Origin of the sequence: Microterricola pindariensis, from assembly GCF_002936985.1 — a bacterium.
Classification (GTDB): domain Bacteria; phylum Actinomycetota; class Actinomycetes; order Actinomycetales; family Microbacteriaceae; genus Microterricola; species Microterricola pindariensis.
In genome coordinates, this window is sequence record NZ_MPZN01000019.1 from 24,927 (window position 1) to 45,744 (window position 20,818).

General features: G+C 69.3%; 14 protein-coding genes. 3 read left to right on the top strand and 11 right to left on the bottom strand.

Annotated features, from left to right (window positions below; all coding sequences use genetic code 11):
- Nucleotides 1–3: 3 nt before the first annotated feature.
- From GY24_RS07640 to GY24_RS07665, 6 genes are all read right to left on the bottom strand, one after another.
- Complete coding sequence (locus GY24_RS07640; RefSeq protein WP_407662158.1) at nt 4–834, bottom strand: carbohydrate ABC transporter permease; 831 nt, start codon at nt 832–834, stop codon at nt 4–6.
- An 8-nt stretch (nt 835–842) separates the two neighbouring features.
- On the bottom strand, nt 843–1,820 hold the full coding sequence (locus GY24_RS07645; RefSeq protein WP_082716692.1) for a carbohydrate ABC transporter permease: 978 nt from the start codon (nt 1,818–1,820) through the stop codon (nt 843–845).
- An 11-nt stretch (nt 1,821–1,831) separates the two neighbouring features.
- A complete protein-coding gene (locus tag GY24_RS07650) occupies nt 1,832–2,992 on the bottom strand; it encodes a sugar ABC transporter substrate-binding protein (protein WP_233279258.1) in 1,161 nt (386 codons plus the stop codon).
- 317 nt (nt 2,993–3,309) lie between these two features.
- Complete coding sequence (locus GY24_RS07655; RefSeq protein ID WP_233279259.1) at nt 3,310–4,278, bottom strand: FUSC family protein; 969 nt, start codon at nt 4,276–4,278, stop codon at nt 3,310–3,312.
- Between the two features lie 186 nt (nt 4,279–4,464).
- Nucleotides 4,465–7,008, bottom strand: coding sequence for an ATP-dependent helicase (locus tag GY24_RS07660; RefSeq protein WP_104475100.1), 2,544 nt, complete (start codon nt 7,006–7,008; stop codon nt 4,465–4,467).
- Nucleotides 7,009–7,064: 56 nt separating this feature from the next.
- Complete coding sequence (locus tag GY24_RS07665) at nt 7,065–8,087, bottom strand: glycerophosphodiester phosphodiesterase family protein (RefSeq protein ID WP_104475101.1); 1,023 nt, start codon at nt 8,085–8,087, stop codon at nt 7,065–7,067.
- Nucleotides 8,088–8,137: 50 nt separating this feature from the next.
- Between GY24_RS07665 and GY24_RS07670 the strand changes: the two genes are divergently transcribed.
- Complete coding sequence (locus tag GY24_RS07670) at nt 8,138–8,659, top strand: hypothetical protein (RefSeq protein ID WP_104475102.1); 522 nt, start codon at nt 8,138–8,140, stop codon at nt 8,657–8,659.
- A gap of 56 nt (nt 8,660–8,715) precedes the next feature.
- On the top strand, nt 8,716–9,516 hold the full coding sequence (locus GY24_RS07675) for a Bax inhibitor-1/YccA family protein (RefSeq protein WP_104475103.1): 801 nt from the start codon (nt 8,716–8,718) through the stop codon (nt 9,514–9,516).
- A 330-nt stretch (nt 9,517–9,846) separates the two neighbouring features.
- Here GY24_RS07675 and guaA read toward each other — a convergent pair whose 3' ends face one another.
- The 3 genes from guaA to GY24_RS07690 are packed head-to-tail and all read right to left on the bottom strand — an operon-like array spanning nt 9,847 to nt 12,725.
- Entirely contained in the window at nt 9,847–11,448 is a 1,602-nt protein-coding gene (gene guaA, locus GY24_RS07680; protein WP_083363098.1) for a glutamine-hydrolyzing GMP synthase, read from the bottom strand.
- A complete protein-coding gene (locus tag GY24_RS07685; protein ID WP_083363097.1) occupies nt 11,445–11,909 on the bottom strand; it encodes a DUF3817 domain-containing protein in 465 nt (154 codons plus the stop codon). Before GY24_RS07685 ends, guaA begins: the two co-directional genes overlap by 4 nt.
- A gap of 9 nt (nt 11,910–11,918) precedes the next feature.
- Nucleotides 11,919–12,725, bottom strand: a complete 807-nt coding sequence (locus tag GY24_RS07690) for an SURF1 family protein (protein WP_104475104.1) — start codon at nt 12,723–12,725, stop codon at nt 11,919–11,921.
- Nucleotides 12,726–13,071: 346 nt separating this feature from the next.
- Here GY24_RS07690 and GY24_RS07695 point away from each other — a divergent pair, with 346 nt between their 5' ends.
- The gene (locus GY24_RS07695) at nt 13,072–14,049 is read left to right on the top strand and encodes a hypothetical protein (RefSeq protein ID WP_104475105.1); all 978 of its coding nucleotides are present in this window, start codon (nt 13,072–13,074) and stop codon (nt 14,047–14,049) included.
- A 201-nt stretch (nt 14,050–14,250) separates the two neighbouring features.
- Here the strand turns inward: GY24_RS07695 and GY24_RS07700 are convergent, their stop codons facing one another.
- Together GY24_RS07700 and GY24_RS07705 are read right to left on the bottom strand one after the other, a co-directional pair.
- Nucleotides 14,251–17,475, bottom strand: a complete 3,225-nt coding sequence (locus GY24_RS07700; RefSeq protein WP_133161142.1) for an Ig-like domain-containing protein — start codon at nt 17,473–17,475, stop codon at nt 14,251–14,253.
- Between the two features lie 363 nt (nt 17,476–17,838).
- On the bottom strand, nt 17,839–20,637 hold the full coding sequence (locus GY24_RS07705; RefSeq protein WP_161498706.1) for a helix-turn-helix transcriptional regulator: 2,799 nt from the start codon (nt 20,635–20,637) through the stop codon (nt 17,839–17,841).
- Nucleotides 20,638–20,818: the final 181 nt, after the last annotated feature.

A 20,818-nucleotide genomic window follows, 5' to 3' on the forward strand; every position in this document is an offset into this window, starting at 1 on the left:
CGCTCATCCCTTGACCGCTCCCGCGACGAGGCCGGAGGAGAGCTTGCCCTGAACGATGATGAAGAAGATCATCACGGGCAGGGTGATCAGGGTGGACGCCGCCATGACACTGCCCCAGTCGTTCGAGTTCTCACCGAAGAACTGCTTCAGGCCGATGGCAACCGTGTATTTGTCGCTGGCACCGCCCAGCATCGTCATCGCGAAGATGAACTCGTTCCAGGCGGTGATGAAGCTGAAGACGCTCGTGGCGACGAGGCCCGGCATGACGAGCGGGAGCATGACGGAACGGAACATCCGCCACCAGCTCGCGCCGTCGAGGAATGCCGCCTCTTCGAGTTCCACCGGCACCGCGGCGACGAAGCCGCGCAGCATCCAGATGCCGAACGGCAGCGAGATGGTGATGTACACGATGATGAGGCCGAGCAGCGTGTTGAGCAGCTGGAGGTCTCGCACCTGCACGAACAGCGGGATCACGAGGGCTTCCATCGGCACCATCTGCACGATGAGGATCATGAGCAGCATTGAGGTGCGGAACTTGAAGCGGAATCGCGCCACTGCGACCGACGCCAGCAGCGAGAGCACCGCGCTGCACACCACAACGGCGACGGCGACGATCAGCGAGTTGCGCAGGAAGACGGCAAAACCACCGTCGTTGAGCACGTAGATGAAGTTGTCGAGGGTGAGCTCCGAGGGGAACAACCCCGTCGATCCGCTCGCCGCGTTGGCATCAAACGCGCTGGAAATCATCCAGTAGGCGGGGAAGAGGGTGAAGACCAGGAGCAGCGTTACGAGGGCGCCGACGATCACATTGCGGCGAACGCGTGCGGGGGTGATGTTCCGGCTCACAGCTCGTCCTCCTTCATAAGCACCCGAATGTAAATGATGGTGATCACCAGCAGCACCAGCGTGAGCAGCACGGCGATTGCAGAACCGAATCCGTACTGGTTCTGACCGAACGACTCGACGTACGACCAGACGCCCAGGTTGAGCACACTGCGGTTGGTGCCTGAGCCTCCCGGCATCAGGTAGACCTGCCCGAACACTTTGAAGTCCCAGATCGTCGACAGGATGATGACCACCGTGAAGACCTGCTTGAGCGAGGGAAAGGTGATCTGGAAGAACCGGCGAATCGGTCCGGCGCCATCCATCTGGGCGGCCTCCAGCATCTCCTTGGAGACGCCGAGCAGGCCGGCCATCACCGTGATGGCCACGAAGGGGAACCCGTGGTGCACGACGTTGATGAGCACGATCAGGTAGAAGGTCCACCGGTTGGTGAACCAGTTGAACGGTTCGTCCATCAGTCCGGCACCCATGAGGAGCTGGTTGACGATGCCGTTGTCCGCGTCGAAGATCCACACCCAGACGTAGGTGCCGGTCACGGCGGGCATTGCCCAGGCGACCATGATCGCGCTGCCGACGACGGTGCGCCAGAACCTCGAGAGGTTGGTCATCAGGATGGCGACGAGGGTGCCGAGCGCCACGGTGCACAGCACGGCGGCGATGGCGAAGAGCACGGTGTTGGGCAGAACGACCGACCACAGCTGCGGATCGGTGAGCGCCGCGACGTAGTTGTCTACGCCGATGAAGTTGGTGTCCCCGCTGACGATCTCGCGCAGTCCGTAGTCCTGGAAGGAGAAGATCAGGACGCGAACAAGGGGCCAGAGGAGGAGGACGGCCAGCACGATCAGTGCCGGCGCGAGCAGGAGCCACGGCCGTGCGGCGGCGATCGTGATCGCCTTGCGCCGCCGGGGGCCGGGGCCTCCGGCCGCCGGGGAACCCGAGGTTCCCACGGCGGCCGGCGACTGAATCGTGGTGGTCATCGACTCTCTACTTACTTCTTGTTGAGGATGTCGGTCATCTCAGCAGCGGCGTCGGCAGAGGCCTGCTCAACCGTCTTCTCACCGGAGAGGATCGACTGGATCATCGTGTTGGTGGTCTTCTTGGCCTGCACAGCACCGAACTTCGGCGTGACGGGGAGCGAAGCGCCGCCGTCAACCATCTGGGTCGCGAACGCCTGGGTGATCTCATCGGCGCTGGCGACGGTGGCGTCGAGTGCCGTGGTCTCGCCCGGGAAGTAACCACTCTGGCTGGCCCACTCGGTGGCAAAGTCACCGGTGGTCATCATGCTCATGAAGGTCCAGGCGAGGTCCTTGTTCTTGCTGGACTCGAACATGCTGAGGTGCGAACCGCCGAGCATCGACGGGCTGATGCCCGAGGTCTGACCGGGGATCGGGAACGAGCCGATCTTGCCTTCCAGCTCCGGGTTCTTGTCGAGGATCGTCGCGGGGGTCCACGAGCCCATGACCGCCATGCCGACCTTGCCCTGGGCGAAGTTGTCGAGCACGTCGGTCTCCTTCCAGGTGGTTGCACCGGAGGTGGACGAGCCGTGCTGGAGTGCGAGGTCGGTGTAGAACTTGATTCCGGCCTGCGACTTCGCGCTGTCCAGACCCGAGGTCCAGGTGTCGCCCTTCTTCGTCGCTACCTCGCCACCGGCACCCCAGACCCACGGGTAGGTGAGCTGCTCAGCGTCGCCGGCAACCGGGAACGGGATGATGTCGGGGTTGCTCGTCTTGAGCGTCTCGATTGCCGCCTGGAACTCTGCCCAGGTGGTCGGCACGGCGATGCCGGCCGCCTCGAAGATGTCGGTGCGGTAGATGACCGAGCGAACGCCGGCGTACCACGGCATGCCGTAGAGCGTGTCGTCGAGCGTTCCAGCCTCGACCAGGCCCTCGACGAGCTTGCCGTCGAGGCCTGCCTCGGTGACGTAGTCGTCGAGCGGTGCGAGTGCACCGGACTCAGCGAACTCCGCGGTCCAGGTCGTGCCGGTCTCGGCGATGTCGGGGGTGGTGCCGCCGGCGATTGCAGTGACGAAACGGTCGTGAGCGTCTGCCCACTGCACCATCTCGACATTGAGCTTCGCGCCGGTCTCCTTTGTGAACTCGTCACCGACGCGCTCGAAGAACTCGTCGGATTCGGTGTTCGTACCCTGCATGATCCAGACGTTGAGGGTTTCACCCGTGGCGTCAGTGCCACTTCCACCGGTAGCTCCGGAAGAACAAGCCGTCAGGCTCAGTGCAGCCGTTGCCAAAATGGCGAGCGGCAGGTAACGCTTTTTCATAGCAAGTCTCCTCATTGATGGGCGTGAGCCCGTAATTGCGTATTGAAAATAGTATCCAAGCTGGTGCGTTCGCGCGAAAGTAACTTTCATGCGACGTGAATACGATACCCCGTGATTCGCGGGCGTTTGTCCAGAACGCCACTCCGGAGCAGGCATTGCGCGCTACTCGCGGAGAATTCCCAGCACGGAGGCTAGGGCGTCCTGCCGCGGGGCGAGATCCAGCGGGCAGCGAGCACGAGGAGCAGCCCGATGGCCGCGCCGAGCGCCGTCTCCAGCAGCCGGTCGACGAGTAGCGTGCCGACCGGGAGCGGGCTGGCCAGATGGGCGACCCCGAGCGCCAACGGCGTCACGAACACGAGCGCCGCACCGTAGTGCCGGCCGACGAGGATCTCGGCACAGAACTGCGCGATGACCACGGCGATGACGATGGCGATGGGTGGCGGTTCGGGGAAGAGCAGCGCGCCGGTCACCACGACACCGACGGCGGTGCCGACGATGCGGTGCACGGCCCGTGAGATCGAGTGGCGCGCGTGCGGCGGCGGGATGACGGCGATGACGCTCACCACCGCCCAGTACGGGTGCCCAATGCCGATCGACGTCGCAATCGCACCAGCGAGGAGCGCCCCGAACACGTTCTGGGCGACAGCCACCCAGAGCGCGGACTCGCGCACGGCGGCCCAGCGCACCTGCGGCGAACGGCTCAGCTGTTGGAACCAGCCGGCGTCTCCCTCGCGTCCGGCCCTCCGCAGCAGCCAGCCGGACATCGTGATGGCGAGCGCGAACGCGGCCGAGGCAGCGGCGAGGCCGATGCGCAGTGGAACCTGTTCCGGCGGCGTCGGTAGTGCCGCGCACACCAGCAGACCAAACACGAAGAACAGCGGGGTTGGCGGGAAGAGGCCGTAAACGGCGGCCGCGATGAGCCCACCCACGATCACGACGACGAGCGCGGCGGCAACGATCAGGTTGGCCGCTCCCGTTGCGGCCAGGATGGTGCCGAGCCCGACGCTGAGGACGAGTCCGACTGCAGCGATCCCGGCGCTGCGCAGCCGCACTCGATACGGTTCGCTGCGCCCATACAGCGCCGTCATCGCACCGAAGGAGGCGTAGGCGGCGAGGTCGAGCCGGTCGAGCGCGAGCAGGATGAACATCGGTACGGCCACGGCGATCGCCGCCCGGGTCGCCACCTCGAAATCACGAGGCTTCAGCGACCGTAGGCGGTCCGAAAGAGACTGTGGGGCGTCGTCTGTCATGAGACGCTCCCCTACAGTTTTTCGATGGGCTTGACGCGAAGCGTCAAGAAAGGCGGCAGCCCAGTTCCAAGGAATCCCATGATCTGCGACCGCTCGCTACAGTTTCTCGATAGGGGCGATCTTGATCAGGAGCTTCTTTGCGCCCGCCGTGTCGAACTGCACGTGCGCGACGCGCTTGGTGCCCTCACCGGTGACCTGGTTGACGCGGCCCTCGCCGAAGTCGACGTGTCGGATGCGGTCGCCGGCCTCCAAGGTGAGATCGCCGTTGTCGCGCACCTGCGCTGTGACCTTGTTCGCCCACTCCGTCTTCGGCTTGGGGGCCGGCGGCAGCTCGCCGCCGAAGCGGTCGGAGCCGCCGGAGCCGCGGGAGCCGTAGCCGTCGCGGCGCGCGTTCAGAGCGCGCGGCTGCGTGCCGCCGCGCGAGTTCGCCATGCCGGGCGATTGCCGCCACTCGATCAAGTCGCCGGGGATCTCCTGCAGGTAGCGGCTCGGCATCGCCACGTTCGTCTCGCCGAACTGGGCGCGCGTCATCGCGAGCGAGAGGTAAAGCCGCTTCCTGGCCCTGGTGATGCCGACGTAGAACAAGCGCCGCTCCTCGGCCGGGCCACCCGGCTCGCTCGCGGACATCTGGTGCGGCAGCAGGCCCTCCTCGATGCCGGTGAGGAACACGGAGTCGTACTCGAGGCCCTTGGCCGTGTGCAGCGTCATCAGGGAGACGGTTCCGCTGGAGTCGTCGAGGTCGTCGGCGGCGGCCACGAGCGATACCTGGGTGAGGAAGTCGATCAGGCCGGCATCCGGGTTCTCCTTGACGAAGTCCTTGGTCTGCGCGAGCAGCTCCTCGACGTTCTCGGCGCGGGTCTCGTCTTGCGGGTCGCGGCTGCTGCGCAGCGTCTCGAGCAGGGTGCTCTCGGTCAGCAGGAAGCCGAGCACCTCGCTCACCTTCGCGGCGCCGGCCGGATTCGTCGGGTCGAGCATGAGGGCGGCCTCGTCGAGCAATTTGGCCAGCTTGACGATGGCGCCGGTGACCTTGGGCCCCATGCCGAGGCTGCCCGCATCGCGCATCGCCTGCCGGAAGCTGATGCCGTTGGCCTCAGCGAAGCTGGCCAGCTGCGTTTCGGTGGCCGGTCCGATGCCGCGCTTGGGCGTGTTCAGGATCCGGCGCAGGGCGAGCTCGTCAGCCGGGTTCGCCACGGCGATGAGGTACGCCATCGCGTCCTTGATCTCGGCCCGCTCATAGAACTTGGTGCCGCCGACGACCCGGTAGGGCACGGCGGAGCGCACGAAGATCTCCTCCAGCGCGCGGGTCTGCGCGTTGGTGCGGTAGAACACGGCGATGTCGCGGTAGGCGACGCCCTCGCCGCGCAGCTTCTCGATCTCGTCGGCGATGAACTGTGCCTCGTCGTGGCCGGAGTACCCGGTGTATCCGATGATCTTGGCGCCGTCGCCGACGGCCGTCCAGAGCTTCTTGTCCTTGCGGTCGAAGTTGTTGGAGATGACGGCGTTGGCGGCGCTCAGGATGTTCTGCGTCGAGCGGTAGTTCTGCTCGAGCAGCACCACCTTGGCGCCCGGATAGTCGCGCTCGAACTCGACGATGTTGCGGATGTCGGCGCCGCGGAAGGCGTAGATCGACTGGTCGGAGTCGCCGACGACGGTCAGCGATGCGCCCGGGATAGCCCCGGTCGCGTCTTGCAGCGAGCGCACGTGGTGGCCGGCCGTGTCGAGCTCCGCGACGACGTGCGGCTCGATCGGACGGGTGAGCTCCTTGATGAAGGAGTACTGGGCGTGGTTGGTGTCCTGGTACTCGTCGACGAGGATGTGCCGGAACCGGCGCTGGTACAGCGCAGCGGTGGCCGGGAACGCCCGGAACAGAAACACCGTCTCGGCCAGCAGGTCGTCGAAGTCCAGCGCCTGTGCGGCGCGCAGGCGCTTGGTGTACTGCCGGAAGATCTCGACGAACATGACCTCTTGCGGGTCGTTGAGGTTGGCGTTGCGCGCGTAGCTGTCGACATCCGCCAGCTCGTTCTTGAGCTTGGAGATCTTGTTCGAGACGCCCGCCGCGGTGAAGCCGAGGGTGTCGGCCGAGAGCTCCTTGATGATGCGCTTGATGACGTTGCGCGAGTCGGCGGAGTCGTAGATGGTGAAGCTGCTGCTGAGCCCGGCCCGCTCGGCCTCTGCGCGCAGGATGCGCACGCAGGCGGAGTGGAAGGTGGAGATCCACATGCCGCTGGAGGCTTGGCCGAGCAGCTGCTCGACGCGCTCGCGCATCTCGGCTGCGGCCTTGTTGGTGAAGGTGATGGCGAGGATCTGGCTGGGCCAGGCCTCGCGGCTGCCGATCAGTCCGGCGATGCGGTGGGTGAGCACGCGGGTCTTGCCGGATCCGGCGCCGGCGACGATGAGCAGGGCGGGGCCGCGGTACTCGACCGCTTCGCGCTGCTCGGGGTTGAGGCCGTCGAGCAGGCTGTCTCCCCCGGCCCAGGCACCGCCGCCGGGCAGCCCGCCCGATGAGGCCCCGCCAGGAACGAATCCCGCCGGCGGCGCCGCATTGTTGGCGCCCAGGGTCGACGGGAAACCGGCCGGCCCATCGTGCACGATCATCGGTCGCGAGTCGGTCGGTTCGTCGGGGTCAAAGAGAGTGCTCATGTCTGCTCCCAGTGTAGGCGGGGCCGCTGACAGAGGGCTGCCCGCCCCGGCTGGCCTCACGCCGCCGGGCGGAGGCTGTCTCGCACGGCGACGGCCAGGTCCGGGTGATCGGCGAAGACGCCGTCGATGCCGGTGCCCATGATCAGCTCGAACTCGCCCCACCAGTCCCCGTGGCGGGCCTGGCCGACGCCGGCGCGGTGGGCCGGCAGCAGGAAGCGGTTCTCCGGGCGCAGCGTCCAGGTGTAGACCTCGAGCATCGCCGAGTGGGCCAGGTCGACGAGGTCGCTCGTCTGCGGCGTGCCCGCGGCATCCTGCCGCACGATCATGGAGCGGTCGACGCTGATGCCGTCGACGAGGCCGCCGAGCGCGTACAGGCCGGCCTCCGTGACGAAGTCGGCGTAGCTGTGCGCGGCCGGGCCGTGGGCCAGCCGCTGGTCTTCCGGCGTGCCGGACGCCTCGATGAGGAAGACCTTCCTGCCGCCGACTCCGCGCGCGGTCAGCTTGCCGAGCACGGTCAGCTCGAAGGACTCGACGATGAGCCGGCCGTCGCCGCCGCGCCAGCCCGCGTCGTCCAGCTCTGCGGCGAAGAGCTCGTCCAGCGGCAGGCCGATCGACTCGAAGTAGCTGGCGTGCTTGATCTCGGCGACGAGGCCGAGGTGCCGGCCGTGGCGATCCGCGCTCTCGGCGATGAGCTCGAACAGGTCGCGCAGCCGCAGGATCGGGTAGCGGCCGTCGAAGGCGGTGTTCGCGGGGCGCATCTTGGGCAGCCGCTCGCGGGCGCGGAGCGTGCTGAGCTCGCCCCAGGTGAAGTCCTCGGTGAACCAGCCCGTCTGCTCGTGGCCGTCGATGGTCTTGGTGGTGCGGAGCCCGGCGAACTCCGGCCGCGCCGCGACATCCGTCGTGCCGGAGATCTCGTTCTCGTGCCGGAGCACGAGCACTCCGTCTCGGGTCGCCACGATGTCGGGCTCGACCGCGTCCGCGCCGAGGGCGAAGGCGAGTTCGTATGCGGCAGCGGTGTGCTCGGGGCGGTAGCCGCTGGCGCCACGGTGGCCGATGATGAGCGGGGAGGCGTGCGACATGGCACAAGGGTAATCGTCACGAGGGCGTCGGCGCTGCAACAATCGAAGCAATGCACTCGCTGACACGACCTTCCACGCGCGCCGAACCGACGCGCGCGCTGCCCCTGCGCTGGGGCAGCTACAACGCCCGCCTGGTCGCCGGCGCCTCCGCGATCCTGCTCGGCGTGGCCTCCGTGCTGTTCACCAGCACCTACAGCCTGCCGTTTCTGGCCGTCGGCTCCCTGCTGCAGATGGCCGGCTGGATCGTGCTGCCTGCCCGCGGCTGGCGGCGCCTGCTGGCGCTGGTGCCCGCCCTGTTCGTGTCGTGGCTGATGCTGGCCGGCTCCGACTTCGCGGTGTTCACCACGGTGATCCTCGCGGGCTGGCTGCTCGTCATGCAGCGCCCGCCGCTGGCGTGGATCACCCTCGCCCTTCCGCTGGCCGCCGGGCTGGCCTGCAGCGTCTGGTTTGCCAGTTACGAGCAGAATTGGGCGGTGTTCGCTCTCAGCGGCGTCGCGGTGCTGGTCGGAGCCCGGTTGGCCCGCCGAATTTCCCGCGTTCTGCCAGCCAGATCGGGTAGTTTAGAGGCATAGCACCCGCACGTGGCGAGCTCGTCGTGTGCGCTTCGCCCCGAGCCCCAGAGGATCCCATGGCACTCGAGAACCCCGCATTCCGCAGCCCAGCATTCACCGGAAACACCTCCGTCTCCAACGCCGTCTCGGTCGAGGAGCTGCAGGACATCTACAATCGGCCCACCGCCGGTGCCGGCGAGACCGACCGGATGACGGTCGAAGACACCGTCGTGAAGACTGCGCTGTCCTTCGGCGTGCTCGTCATCGGCGCCATGCTCGGCTGGGTGACCGCCACCACCATGCCCTTCGTCTGGGTCATCGCCGGCATCATCGGCTTCGTGCTGGCCCTCGTCAACATCTTCAAGAAGGAGCCGTCGCCGGCCCTGATCCTCGCCTACGCGGCGGCGCAGGGCGTGTTCGTCGGCGCGATCTCGATGTTCTACGAGACGCAGTGGGACGGCATCGTGCTGCAGGCCGTGCTGGCCACCCTCGCCGTCGTCGGCGTGACGCTCGCCCTCTTCGCCAACGGCAAGATCCGCGCCTCCAAGAAGGCCACCAAGATCTTCCTGATCGCCATGGTCGGCTACCTCGTGTTCTCGGTGCTGAACGTCGTCCTCACGATGACCGGCGTCGTCAGCAACCCGTTCGGCCTCCGCGGAGACTTCGCAATTGCCGGCATCCCGCTCGGCCTGATCCTCGGCGTCCTCGTCGTCATCATGGCCGCGTACTCGCTCGTGCTCGACTTCGACTTCATCCAGAAGGGCGTCAAGAACCGCGCACCGCGCAAGTACGCCTGGACCGGTGCCTTCGGCATCATGGTCACCGTCATCTGGTTGTACCTCGAGATCCTGCGCATGTTCGCGATCGCGCGCGACTAGTCGCACGCTGACACCGCTTCACGGAAGGGCCGCCCGGAAGGGCGGCCCTTCCGTGTTCCCGGGCTAGCGCCCGGCGGCATCCGGCCCGTCGCGGCCCCCGATATGTCTCGCGGCCCCCGCTATGCCACGGGCCGCGAGACATATCGAGGGCCGCGAGGGGGATGCCGGGGTGGCGCGCGCCGGCCGGTTCCCGGGTGTCCAGTTATGACACAGAAGGCCGGACCCCTCACACCGAACTCGCATGCACGATGCGGTTCAGCGGGGTCCGGCCTTCTTTGTCATTGTCTGAGCTGAGGAGCGGATCATCCGCTCCCGACGCCAGCTACTGACCTACTCCCATTCGATGGTTCCCGGCGGCTTGCTCGTGACGTCGAGCACGACGCGGTTGACGCCGTCCACCTCGTTCGTGATGCGGTTCGAGATCTTCGCCAGCACGTCGTACGGCAGGCGGGTCCAGTCGGCGGTCATCGCGTCCTCGGAGGAGACCGGGCGCAGCACGATCGGGTGACCGTAGGTGCGGCCGTCGCCCTGCACGCCCACGGACCGCACATCGGCCAGCAGCACGACCGGGCACTGCCAGATCTCGTTGTCGAGGCCGGCGGCGGTCAGCTCGGCGCGCGCGATGGCGTCGGCCTTGCGCAGCAGCTCGAGGCGCTCTTCCGTGACCTCACCGACGATGCGGATGCCGAGGCCGGGGCCGGGGAACGGCTGGCGTCCGACGATGACCTCGGGCAGGCCGAGCTCGCGGCCGATGGCGCGCACCTCGTCCTTGAAGAGGGTGCGCAGCGGCTCGACGAGCTCGAACTGCAGGTCCTCCGGCAGACCGCCCACGTTGTGGTGGCTCTTGATGTTCGCGGTGCCGCTTCCGCCGCCGGACTCGACGACATCCGGGTACAGGGTGCCCTGCACGAGGAAGCGGATCGGCTCGCCGTCGGCGCTGGCCTCGGCGACGAGGTCGCGCTCGGCCTGCTCGAAGCTGCGGATGAACTCGCGACCGATGATCTTGCGCTTGGTCTCGGGGTCGCTGACTCCGGCCAGGGCGTTCAGGAACTGCTCGCGGGCGTCGATCGTGACGAGGCGCACACCGGTGGAGGCGACATAGTCCTCCTCGACCTGGCGGCGCTCGTCCTGGCGCAGCAGGCCGTGGTCGACGAAGATGCAGACGAGCTGGTCGCCGACGGCCTTGTGCACGATGGCGGCGGCCACGGCGGAGTCGACTCCGCCGGAGAGGCCGCAGATGACGCGGCCGGAGCCGACCTGCGCCTGGATCTTGGCGACCTGCTCGGCGATGACGTTGCCGCTGTTCCAGTCCGCGGCGATGCCGGCGGCCCGGTGCAGGAAGCTCTCCAGCACATGCTGGCCGTGCTCGGAGTGCTTGACCTCGGGGTGCCACTGCACGCCGTAGAGGCGCTTCTCGTCATTGGCGAAGGCGGCGACGGGGGTCGACTCCGTCGAGGCGAGGACGGTGAAGCCCTCCGGCGCCTTCGACACGGAGTCGCCGTGGCTCATCCACACCGTCTGCTCGGTCGGCTGCTCGGCGAGGAGCACGTTGCCGGTGGCATCCGTGACCGTCACCGGGGTGGCACCGTACTCGCGGTTGCCGGTCTGCGCGACCTCGCCGCCGAGGGCGGTCGCCATGACCTGGAAGCCGTAGCAGATGCCGAGCACGGGCACGCCGAGCTCGAAGATGGCCGGGTCGAACTGCGGCGCGCCCTCTTCGTAGACCGAGGACGGTCCACCGGAGAGAACGATGCCGATCGGGTTCTTGGCCACAACCTCATCGGCGGTGATCGCGTGCGAGACGATCTCCGAGTAGACGGATGCCTCGCGCACGCGTCGTGCGATCAGCTGCGCGTACTGGGCGCCGAAGTCGACGACCAGGACGGGCCGCTGCGCGGTGTGCGCGTCGGCAGGGGGGACGGGGTCGGTCACGCGTGTGCCTCCACGGGGTCGGTGGCCGCCGCTTCACGGGTAGCCAGGTAGGTTTCCACCTCGCGTGCAACGCGCACCTCGAGGAAGAAGGACAGCAGGGGGATGATGCCGCCGAGGGCGAGCAACAAGAACTTGGGGAACAGCCACCGCATCAGGCTCCACAGCTGGAAGCAGGCGAAGAGGTAGACGACGTAGAACCAGCCGTGCGCGATGAGGATGCCCGTGGACAGGTTCGCGCCGTCGCCGGTGGACTCCCAGCCGGTGGCGGTCTCGATCATCGGGGCGAAGTGCAGGAAGCCGGCGTTGCCGAATCCGTACAGTTCGAGGTGGAAGGCGTACTTCAGGATCATCTCTGCGCACAGCAGCAGCAGCATGACACCGGTGATCACCGAGGTGATCTTGTAGAACGTGACGGCCTTCCGAATGCGCGGGAATACAGCGGGTTTCGGCTCGAGGGGCATGGGACTAGTCTACGCGCGGTTGCTGAGCGATTCGCCAGCGGATGCGGCGGCGGCATCGTCCTCGGCCTCTTCGCGTTCGCGCTCCCACTGGTCGCGCACCAGGCGGTACCAGAGGAACACGGCGAAGCCCGCGAACACGGCCCATTCGACGGCATAGAAGATGTTCAGCCAGTTCAGCTCGACCTCGGGGTTGGGCTCCGGGGAGTCGATCTGGACGAGCCCGGCCGGCGGCTCGGCGGAGACGATGTAGGCCGAGTACACCGAGCGGTTGTCGAAGTCGGCCCAGAGGTTGATCAGCGCGGACACGGCGACGGCGCGCATCACGTGCGCGCCGGCGGCATCGGTGGGGATCTCCGGCCCCTCGGTCGGCAGCAGGCGGCCGGTCAGCGTGACGCTCTCCCCCGAGGATTCCTGTTCGGCGAGCTCGGCGGCGACGGCCTCTGCGGCCTCGGCGTCGGCGGCCCAGCCGCGGGCGACGGGGATCGCGGGCTCGCCCGCTGCATCGATTTGGAAGTGGCTGACGACCCAGAACCCGGCGGTGCCGCCGTTCAGGCGGCCGCTGATGAGCTGCTCGTCGCCGGCGACGTAGCGCCCGTCGACGGAGACCATCTGGCCGGTCGCGCTCTGCTTGATCGGGGCATCGGGGTCGGCGATCCCGGCGAGCGGCTGCACGACTTCGGTGGAGCGATCGACGGTCTGCCCGGCGTCGACCGCGCGAGCGATCTGCCATTGGCCGAGGAGGGCGAAGACGGCGGCGACGGCGAGCGCGCCGAGAAGAGCGAGAACCCAGCGAGGGCGCAGCATGATCGAGAGCATGTGGTGAATCGTGTCCTGCGGGTCGTGGCCGGTCTAACGGCGGCGGCAGTCGGCGGCGCCACCGGCGCCGAACTCGACACCCCCAGCGTAGCGCGCCTTTGCTGGGCGGATGCCGCTGGCGGCCGCGGCCCGCGCGCGCGGAGGGGCCCGCGCAGCGCGCGGGCCCCTCACGCCACTTCGGCCCGTTCTGCGCCAGCTGAGCGGGCGCAGAACGCGCCGAAGTGGCGTGGCACGATGGCCGGGGTGCCGTGCCGCGTGGCCTCCACAGTGGCGGGCGCACGGCGCGTTCTGCACAGCCCCGGCGCGACACGGGCGAGCGTGGCCGGGGACACTGAGACTGGGGCGCATGACTGCTGATCTCCCCGTCGCCGCCGGCGGCCTCCGGCTCGCCCGAGACGCCGAGGCCCTCGGCATGCACAGCCGCTTCGTGACGGCCCGCGACTCACGGCAGCTCATCCCGGTGCGCCGCGGCGCCTACCTGCCGCGGGAGGAGCTGGCGAAGATGAGCGCCGTCGCGCGGTATCGCGCGAACGCTCTCGCCGCAGCGGCGCAACGCCGACAGCCCATCTTCGCCGGGTTCACCGCTGCCGTGTTCTGGGGCCTTCCCCTGCTGGACGCAATCCCGAACGACATCTTCCTGCTGGCGCAGTCCGCGTCCGGCCGACGACGCAACGCGGTGGTGGAGTTCTCGCGCCGCGACGCTGTGGAGATCGTCGAGCACAACGGCCTGATGATGACGTCGTTGCCCGACACCCTCGTCGACGTCGCGCGCACGCTCCCCTTCGCCGCCGCGTTGTGCATGGTGGATGCCGCGCTGCGCACGCCGCGGTTCGGCGCCGCAGTTGCGCTGTGCACGAGGGCGGAGCTCCTCTCCGCTTTCGAGCGCCGGCTGCCGTTCAGCGGCAGCCGACGGGTGCGGGTTGTGCTCGAGCGTTGCAGCCACCTCGCGGACAGCCCGTTGGAGACGCTCAGCCGCGTGCAGTTGGAGGATCTCGGCTTCCCGGAGCCGGTGCTCCAACTGCGCGTGCAATTGCCGCGTGCGGGGCGCATCGTGTGGCTCGATTTCGCCTGGCCGGAGTACGGCGTGTGGGGAGAGGCGGACGGCGACGGCAAGTATCTCGGCAACGCCGTGAGCGGCGGCGACACCCGCCCGGCGGCACACATCGTGGTGGAGGAGAAGAAGCGCGAGAACGCCGTCCGAGCGGCCACGCGATGGAATTGCGGCCGGTGGGACTGGCGGGAGGCGCGGGAGTCCGCACTTCTGCGGGCGATCCTGCGTGAGGCCGGCCTGCCCGTCACCCGGCGGCCGTGGCGCACGCAGTAGACGCTGCCAGTGCGCCGGACGAGCACCGGTGTGGAGGCCCAGCGCGGTGCCGGGTGACGCCACTTCGGCATGGCCTGCGCCATTCGGGCTGGCGCAGGATGTGCCGAAGTGACGTCGCGCGGGGTCTTGGGGGTGGGGGTGGGAGACCACACGGAGGGGCCCGCGCGATGCGCGGGCCCCTCCTGCTGTGTTCCCCCCGGTTTAGGCGGAGCGGCGGCGCAGGCGCACCGCTCCGGTTCCGAGCATTCCGAGCCCGGCCAACAGCAGCAGCGCGGCTGCCATCGCGGTGTCGAAGCCCTGCACACCCGTCGTCGCCAGGCCGGCGGCCGGCGCAGCAGGCTTCACGGGGGCGGCCGGCACGATCGGTTCCAGCGGGTCAATCGGCTTGATCGGGTCGATCGGCGCCTTCGGCTTGACCGTGTGGCTCGCGGCGCTCGCGTCGGCGGCGGCGAAGGAGCCGTCACCGAGGTAGCTGGCCGTGATCACCCGGTCACCGACGGCGAGGTCCGCCGTCGAGAGGCTGGCGCTGACGGCATCCGCCACCGTGCGGGGTGCGGCACCAGCGGCCGGTGCCGCACCGCCGACCGCAACCGGGGCGCCGAACGGCTTGCCGTCGACGGAGAACTGCACGAAGCCGCTCGGCACATGCCCGGTCGAGGTCTGCGGCTGCACCGTCGCGGTGAAGCTGGTGCTCTGCTCGGAAACACTCTCGGCCGGGACGTCCAGCGCGATGCTGACCGGAGCCAGCAGCACCGTGTGTGCGAGTGCCTCGGCGTCGGATGCCGCGAAGGACGCGTCCCCGGCGTAGTGCGCCGTGATCTGGCGGTCTCCGACGGCCAGCGCCTCCGGCAGGGTCAAGGCGTCCACGGTGCCATCGGCGTTGAGCGTCGCGAAGGCGATCTCCTCGCCGTCGGCGCGGAACGCGATCGATCCGGTCGGGATGCCTGCCCCCGGTGCCACGACCGACAGGGCTGCGCGCAGTGTCAGCGGCTGGCCGAAGGTCGACTCCGCGCTGTCGGCGGTCAGCGAGATCGCGGTGGCTGCGTGCTCCACCGTGATCGTGAGCGACGCGCCAGAACCGGCGTAGTTATCGCCACCCGTGTAGGCGGCGCTCAGCTCGTAGCTGCCGACCGGGAGTGCGCCGAGCGGGAGCGTTGCGACTCCGGCGGAGACGGGAACGGTTGCGAAGCGAGCTCCGTCGAGCTCGAACTCGATCTCACCGTCGGGGACGCCCGCACCGGGGGCGACGACGCCGAGCGTCGCGCTCACGGTGACGGCCTGGCCGAACACGGCCGGGCTCACGTCGCTGGCGAGGGCCAGATCCGTCGCTGCCTGCTCGACACGGAACTCGATCGGACCGTCCTCTGACCCGTCGTAGTGCACGCCGTCGGTGAAGGCGACGGACACGGTGTGGGTGCCGACCGTCCAGAAGGCGTGCTCCAGGGTCGCCGTGCCGCTGGCGAAGGAGGTGGCGGTGAGCGGAATCCCGTCGACTGTGAACACGACGGAGCCCGTGGGGGTTCCGTCGCCGTTCGGGCGGACAGAGACGTCAGCGCTCAGCGTGATCGCCTGGCCCACCAGCGGCGCGCCGATCGCGGCGAGCGTGGTGTCGGTCTCGGCGAGCTCGACCTCGTGTCGGAGGCCATCACCCTCGTCGCCGACAGGGAACGCGGATGCAGTGAAGTAGGTGTCGCCGGAGTAGCTGGCGCTCAGCTCGCGCAGGCCGACCTCGAGGTCGTCGATGTCGATCTCGGCCACGCCACCGACCACAGCGGTCGAGTCGACCTCGATTCCGTCGACGTAGAAGGTGACCGTTCCGGTCGGCTCGGTGCCGACGGCAGCCATTCGGTTCGCAACGGCCGCGTCGCGGGCCGCGCTGATCTCGGCGGTCAGGGTGACGTTCTCGCCCCACACCGAGGTGTCGATCGACTGGCTGAGAGCGAGCAGGCTCTGGGACTTGACGACACCCAGGTCGCTCTCCACCGACTGCGAGTCCTCGAAGGAGGCGTTGCCGCTGTAGAACGCGGTGAGCTGCAGCGTCTCCAGGCCCGTCGACGTGAAGTCGCTCGCGGTGAAGTCGCTCGGCGTGAAGACGATCGTGGTAATGCCCGAAGGATCGACGGCGACGCTCTCGATCACTGTGCCGTCGGTGGTCCGCAGCTCGACGGTGCCGTCGAGCAGGGCATCGGCGGGAGCAATTGCGCGGACCGTGATGGTGGCCGTGACCGATTCGCCGAACTCTGCCGGCGCCGGCGAAACGTCCAATTCAGTTGTGGTCGAGCCCTGGACGACGGTGACCTCGTAGTCGAGGCTGTTGGACTCACGATAGGCACTGTCCGCGGCCGGGCTGAATCGCGCGGTGATCGTGTGCGTACCGATCGGCAGGACCACAGCAGGGAAGCTCGCGGTCGTTCCCGACAGCGCGACCGCATCGCCGATCGGCACGCCACCTGCGCCGAAGAGCGCAACGGTGCCGGCGAGCGGGTCGTCCACACCGCCCTGCCCGGTCACCGTCGCGGTGAAGTCGATCGGCGCGCCGACCACGGTCGAGGCCGGACTGGCCGACAGCGCGGTGCTGGTCATGTAGCTCGGCGTGAATCGCAGCACCACGGTGCCTGCGCCTCGCGAGGCCAACGCCGGCGCCGGAACCGTCATCCCGTCCGCAATGTGGTTGGTGCCACCGCCACCGCCGCCGCCGGCACCGTTCGCGCCGAAAACGGTCGTGCCCCCTGCGCCGCCGAGCAGACCGCCACCGCCACCGCCAGCACCACTGGAGTCGCGGTTAGATGCGTGGTGCCCGGTCGCGCCGGCCGCGCCGGCAGCGCCACCAGCGCCCCCGGCCGCGCCGCCAGCCCCCCTACCACATGTCGAAATTTGTGAGTTACGAGTGGCGCTATCGCCGGCCGCAGCGGCGGCGCCGCCCGCGCCCGGTGTGCATCGCACCAGGCCGGCACTTGCGCCGCCGCCACCGCCGCCACCGGCGCCGACCAGCAGCGGCGCGGTTCCGGGCCGCGCGATTGCGCTCGATCCGCCGCCGCCGCCGCCGGCCCACTTGTCGTCAGCAGTGAGCGGCACGTCCTTGCCCGCCCCACCGGCTCCGCCCGCGCTGTATCCGGTGCCTGCTGAGCCGCCCGCAGCCTTGATGCCGCCGGTGCCACCGGCCGTCGCCCCCCAGATCCGCAGGGTTTCGCCGGGGCTGACCGTGAAGGTTCCTGTGGCCTGGCCACCTGCTCCTCCCGCAGCGCCCTCGGAACCGCCACCCGCGCCGCCCGCTGCACCGGTGACGGTCGCCGTCACACTCGTGACGCCGGCCGGGACCGTCCAGTTCTCACCAGCGGCATTCCTGAACTCCTTGGTGACCTCCGGCGCCGCCGCGACTGCGGGGTCCGCCTGGAGCAGCGCTCCGGTCGTCGAGAGCCCGGTCAACGCAAGGCTCAGCGCGACGAAGGCGGCAGGTGCTCGGAGGCGCGAACGCGCGGGTCCGGCACTGTGGGAAATCGGTTTCTGAGCGCGCACGAGCGCAGCACGAATTGCCATGTGATTCGGGTTCCATTCGGGAGATGGGCACAATCAGCCGCAACGCCCGGGTAAGGAGCGCGTCGCGTCGGCCGGGGTAAGCGGCCGCGCTGGGCCCCTTGGGTAAGAAGGGGCCCGCGACTGCGCACACCGGTCCGGGTATGGCGGAACGGCGTGCAGGTTCTCCACGCTAGGAGCGAGAGGAGGGAACCGTCAGTGACAAGGGGGGAAACCGTCAGTTCTTGACGGGGATTACACCCAATCGAGCATTGCTCAGGTGGGCTGGCCCTGGGGGGCGAGCGCGCGCAGCTCCCTGCGCGAGCTCAGTCCGAGCTTCGGCAAGACGTTGCGCATGTGGAAGTTCACGGTCGTGACCGACAGGAACAGGGTCTCCGCGATCTCGCGGTTGGTGTGCCCGCGCGCGGCATGCTGGGCGATCTGGCGCTCGCGGACGGTGAGGGCGCCGAACGGGTCCGCCGACACCGCTGCGCCGTTGCCGCCCGCCCGCTCCAACAGGGCCAGCGTGCGCTCGAGATCTGGTGTGGCGCCCAACCGGGTGAAGACCTCGGCCGCCGTGGTCAGCTGCGCGATCGCCCCCGGCGCGTCCCCCACCCGCAGCAGGAAGCGGCCGTAGTCGGCGCGCGCCCGGGCGAGGGGGAAGGGGAAGAGCGCGGCATCCGGTTCGGCCACAGCGCGCTCGTAGAGCGCCTTCGCGCTCTTGCGCCGGTCTGCGGCATCCTCGATTCGCGCCTCGAGCCAGAGCGCCGAACCGTAGTGCGGCTGCCAGCGTGCGGTCTCGCGGATGTCGGCGAGCGCTGCCCGCGCCTCGGCTACCCGTCCCAGGGCTGCGAGGGCCTCGACCTGGTAAGTCTTCCACCCGTGCGTCGTCGACACCATGGCTCGCAAGGCTGGGTCGGAGCAGGCGCGCAGCTGCTCAGCCGGATTGCCCATCGCCCGGGCCAGCTCGGCGGCCGCGACGGCCGCCATCGACGACTCGTAGCTCTCGTGCCGGCTGATCGTGGCGCGCTCCCCCGCCTCCAGCAGGGCCGCCACCTCGCTCGCGTCGCCGCGGGAGGCCGACACAAGGGCCGCCGTGAAGTGGGTGACGGGGCGCACGGTGAACGCCGTCTCGTCCATCGCGAGGCTGAGCGCCGCCTCGGAGCCGGCCTCGGCGCCGTCCCAGTCGCCGAGCAGGTACTGCACGTGGCTGAGGATGACGCGCACATGCCCGGCGGTCCAGGCGTGCGGGGAGCGAACGAGCGTGGCGGAGGCCATCAGCATGCCCGCGTGCACGGCACCGACATCGCCAGACTGCATCTGCACGCCGGCCCGGGTGACGAGCGCGTCGACGAGTTCTGGGGAGGCGTCCGCCCGCGAGATCAGCATGCTGAGCTCGCCGAATGCCGCACCGAAAGCGGCCATGTCGCCGGAGCGCGCCGCGGCCGTGATGGCCCAGCCGAGCAGGCGCATGTGCTGCCCGTCGGCGGTGTGCATCCAGCGCAGGCGCTGGTCGGCGGCATCCGCATCGCCGGGTCGCACGGCGTCGACGAGTGCGCGGGCCCGCACAACCTGGGCCGCGATCGGGTCGGTGTCCCCGGTCATGAGCTGGAACTGCGCCTGAATGCCCGCGATGTGCGCGGCGAGGATGCGGTCCGCCGCGTTGTCCGTCACCACGCCGGCGGGGGCGGCGGCCTCGCCGACCACCCGCTCCGCGACGGCCAGGGCCTCGGGAATGCGCCCCAACACGGCCAGCATCTCCACCGAGATCGCCGTGGCCAGCGCCCCGGCCGGCAGCGCCTCGGTCAGCGGCAGCAGGTCGAGCACGAGCTGGTGCCGTCGGAAGCGCATCGCCAGCAGGGCGATCTCGATCAGGATGTCGTCGTGCTGGTCGCCGGGCTCGCAGAGGAGCAGGATGCTGCGCAGGTAGCCGATCGCCTCGTCGGCCTGCGCGGGGCTGGCTGCCGAGCGCGCGATGTCGAGCACGCGGCCGAGCAGCGCGTCATCGACGGCGGATGCGGCGGCCAGACTGTGCCGCAGGCCGCGCCGGCCGTCCAGAGCCTCGCCGGCGGCCCGGTGGATGGCCAGCGTCTCGCTCGCGCTCATGCGCTTCGTCACGGCGTGGGCAAGCAATTCGTGCCGGGGCTGCACCCACGTCTCGTCGCGCCAGCGCGAGCGCACCACGAGGCCCGCCGCATCGGCGGCATCCGGGTCGGCGGGCAGGCTCAGCGCCTGCGCGATGTCGGCGACGACGCGCTCCTCGACGGGGTCGCGCAGCACGGCGCAGATCTTGCCGAAGGCGCTGGCCTCCGGCGGGGCGGCCGCGGCGACCCGCGCGAACGGGTTGCGGGCGGCGTCGATGACGGGGATGGGGGCTTCCCAAATGTCGGCCTCGGCATCCACGGCCGCCGTGTCGCGGCTGAGGGCCAGCGCCGTGTTCAGCAGGGCGGGGGAACCGCCCGTCGCCTCGCGGAGGGCCCTGGCACTGCGCTGGGAGACGCCGCGGTGCACGAGACGGGCGGCGACGGCACGCACCTGTTCGGTGCTAAGCGGTTCGAGGCGCAGTTCGGAGTGTTGCTCCGAGCGGCCGACGAGCCCGGCGAGGAGGTCGACGAGTGCGTTGGGCTCGGTCATCGGGCGGCTGGCGACGGCGGCGAAGAATCTGCCGTCGATGAGCCGCTGCACGGCGAAGCGCAGGGCGATCGCCGACTGCGGGTCGAGCCACTGGGCGTCATCGATGGCCAGGAACACGGGGGTGCGCACGCGGTCGAGGGCGGCCAAGATCAGCGCGCCCATCCGTCGCGGGTTGGCCTCGGCATCCGAGACCGGCTCGATGGGCCCCCGCGGCTGGAGCTGGCGCAGCAGCCGCTCTGCCGCCGCGAACGGCACCTTGGCCTCGTAGGCGTCCGCCTTGAAGTAAAGCGCCTTCCACCCGGACTTGACGGGCAGGATCGCGCGCAGGAGCTGCGATTTGCCCATGCCGGACAGGCCGGTGACCAGCAGGGTTCCGCTCTGCTGGGCCTCGATCATGCGCTGCGCGGCCTGCCGTTCCGGCGCGCGCTCGACATCATCCACCGCGCTGTCTCGCATCTTTGCCTTCCCCGTCGTTCCGAGGAACGCACCGTTCTTACCCTCCGGTAATCGGGACTCTACCGCACCGGCCGGCACAAGTAGACCGAGCGGTCCACCCCGGCCCCCTCGCCGCAGTGGGGCGCCCCGGCATACCCCTGCCGAGCGGGGCACCGCGGCCTCCAGC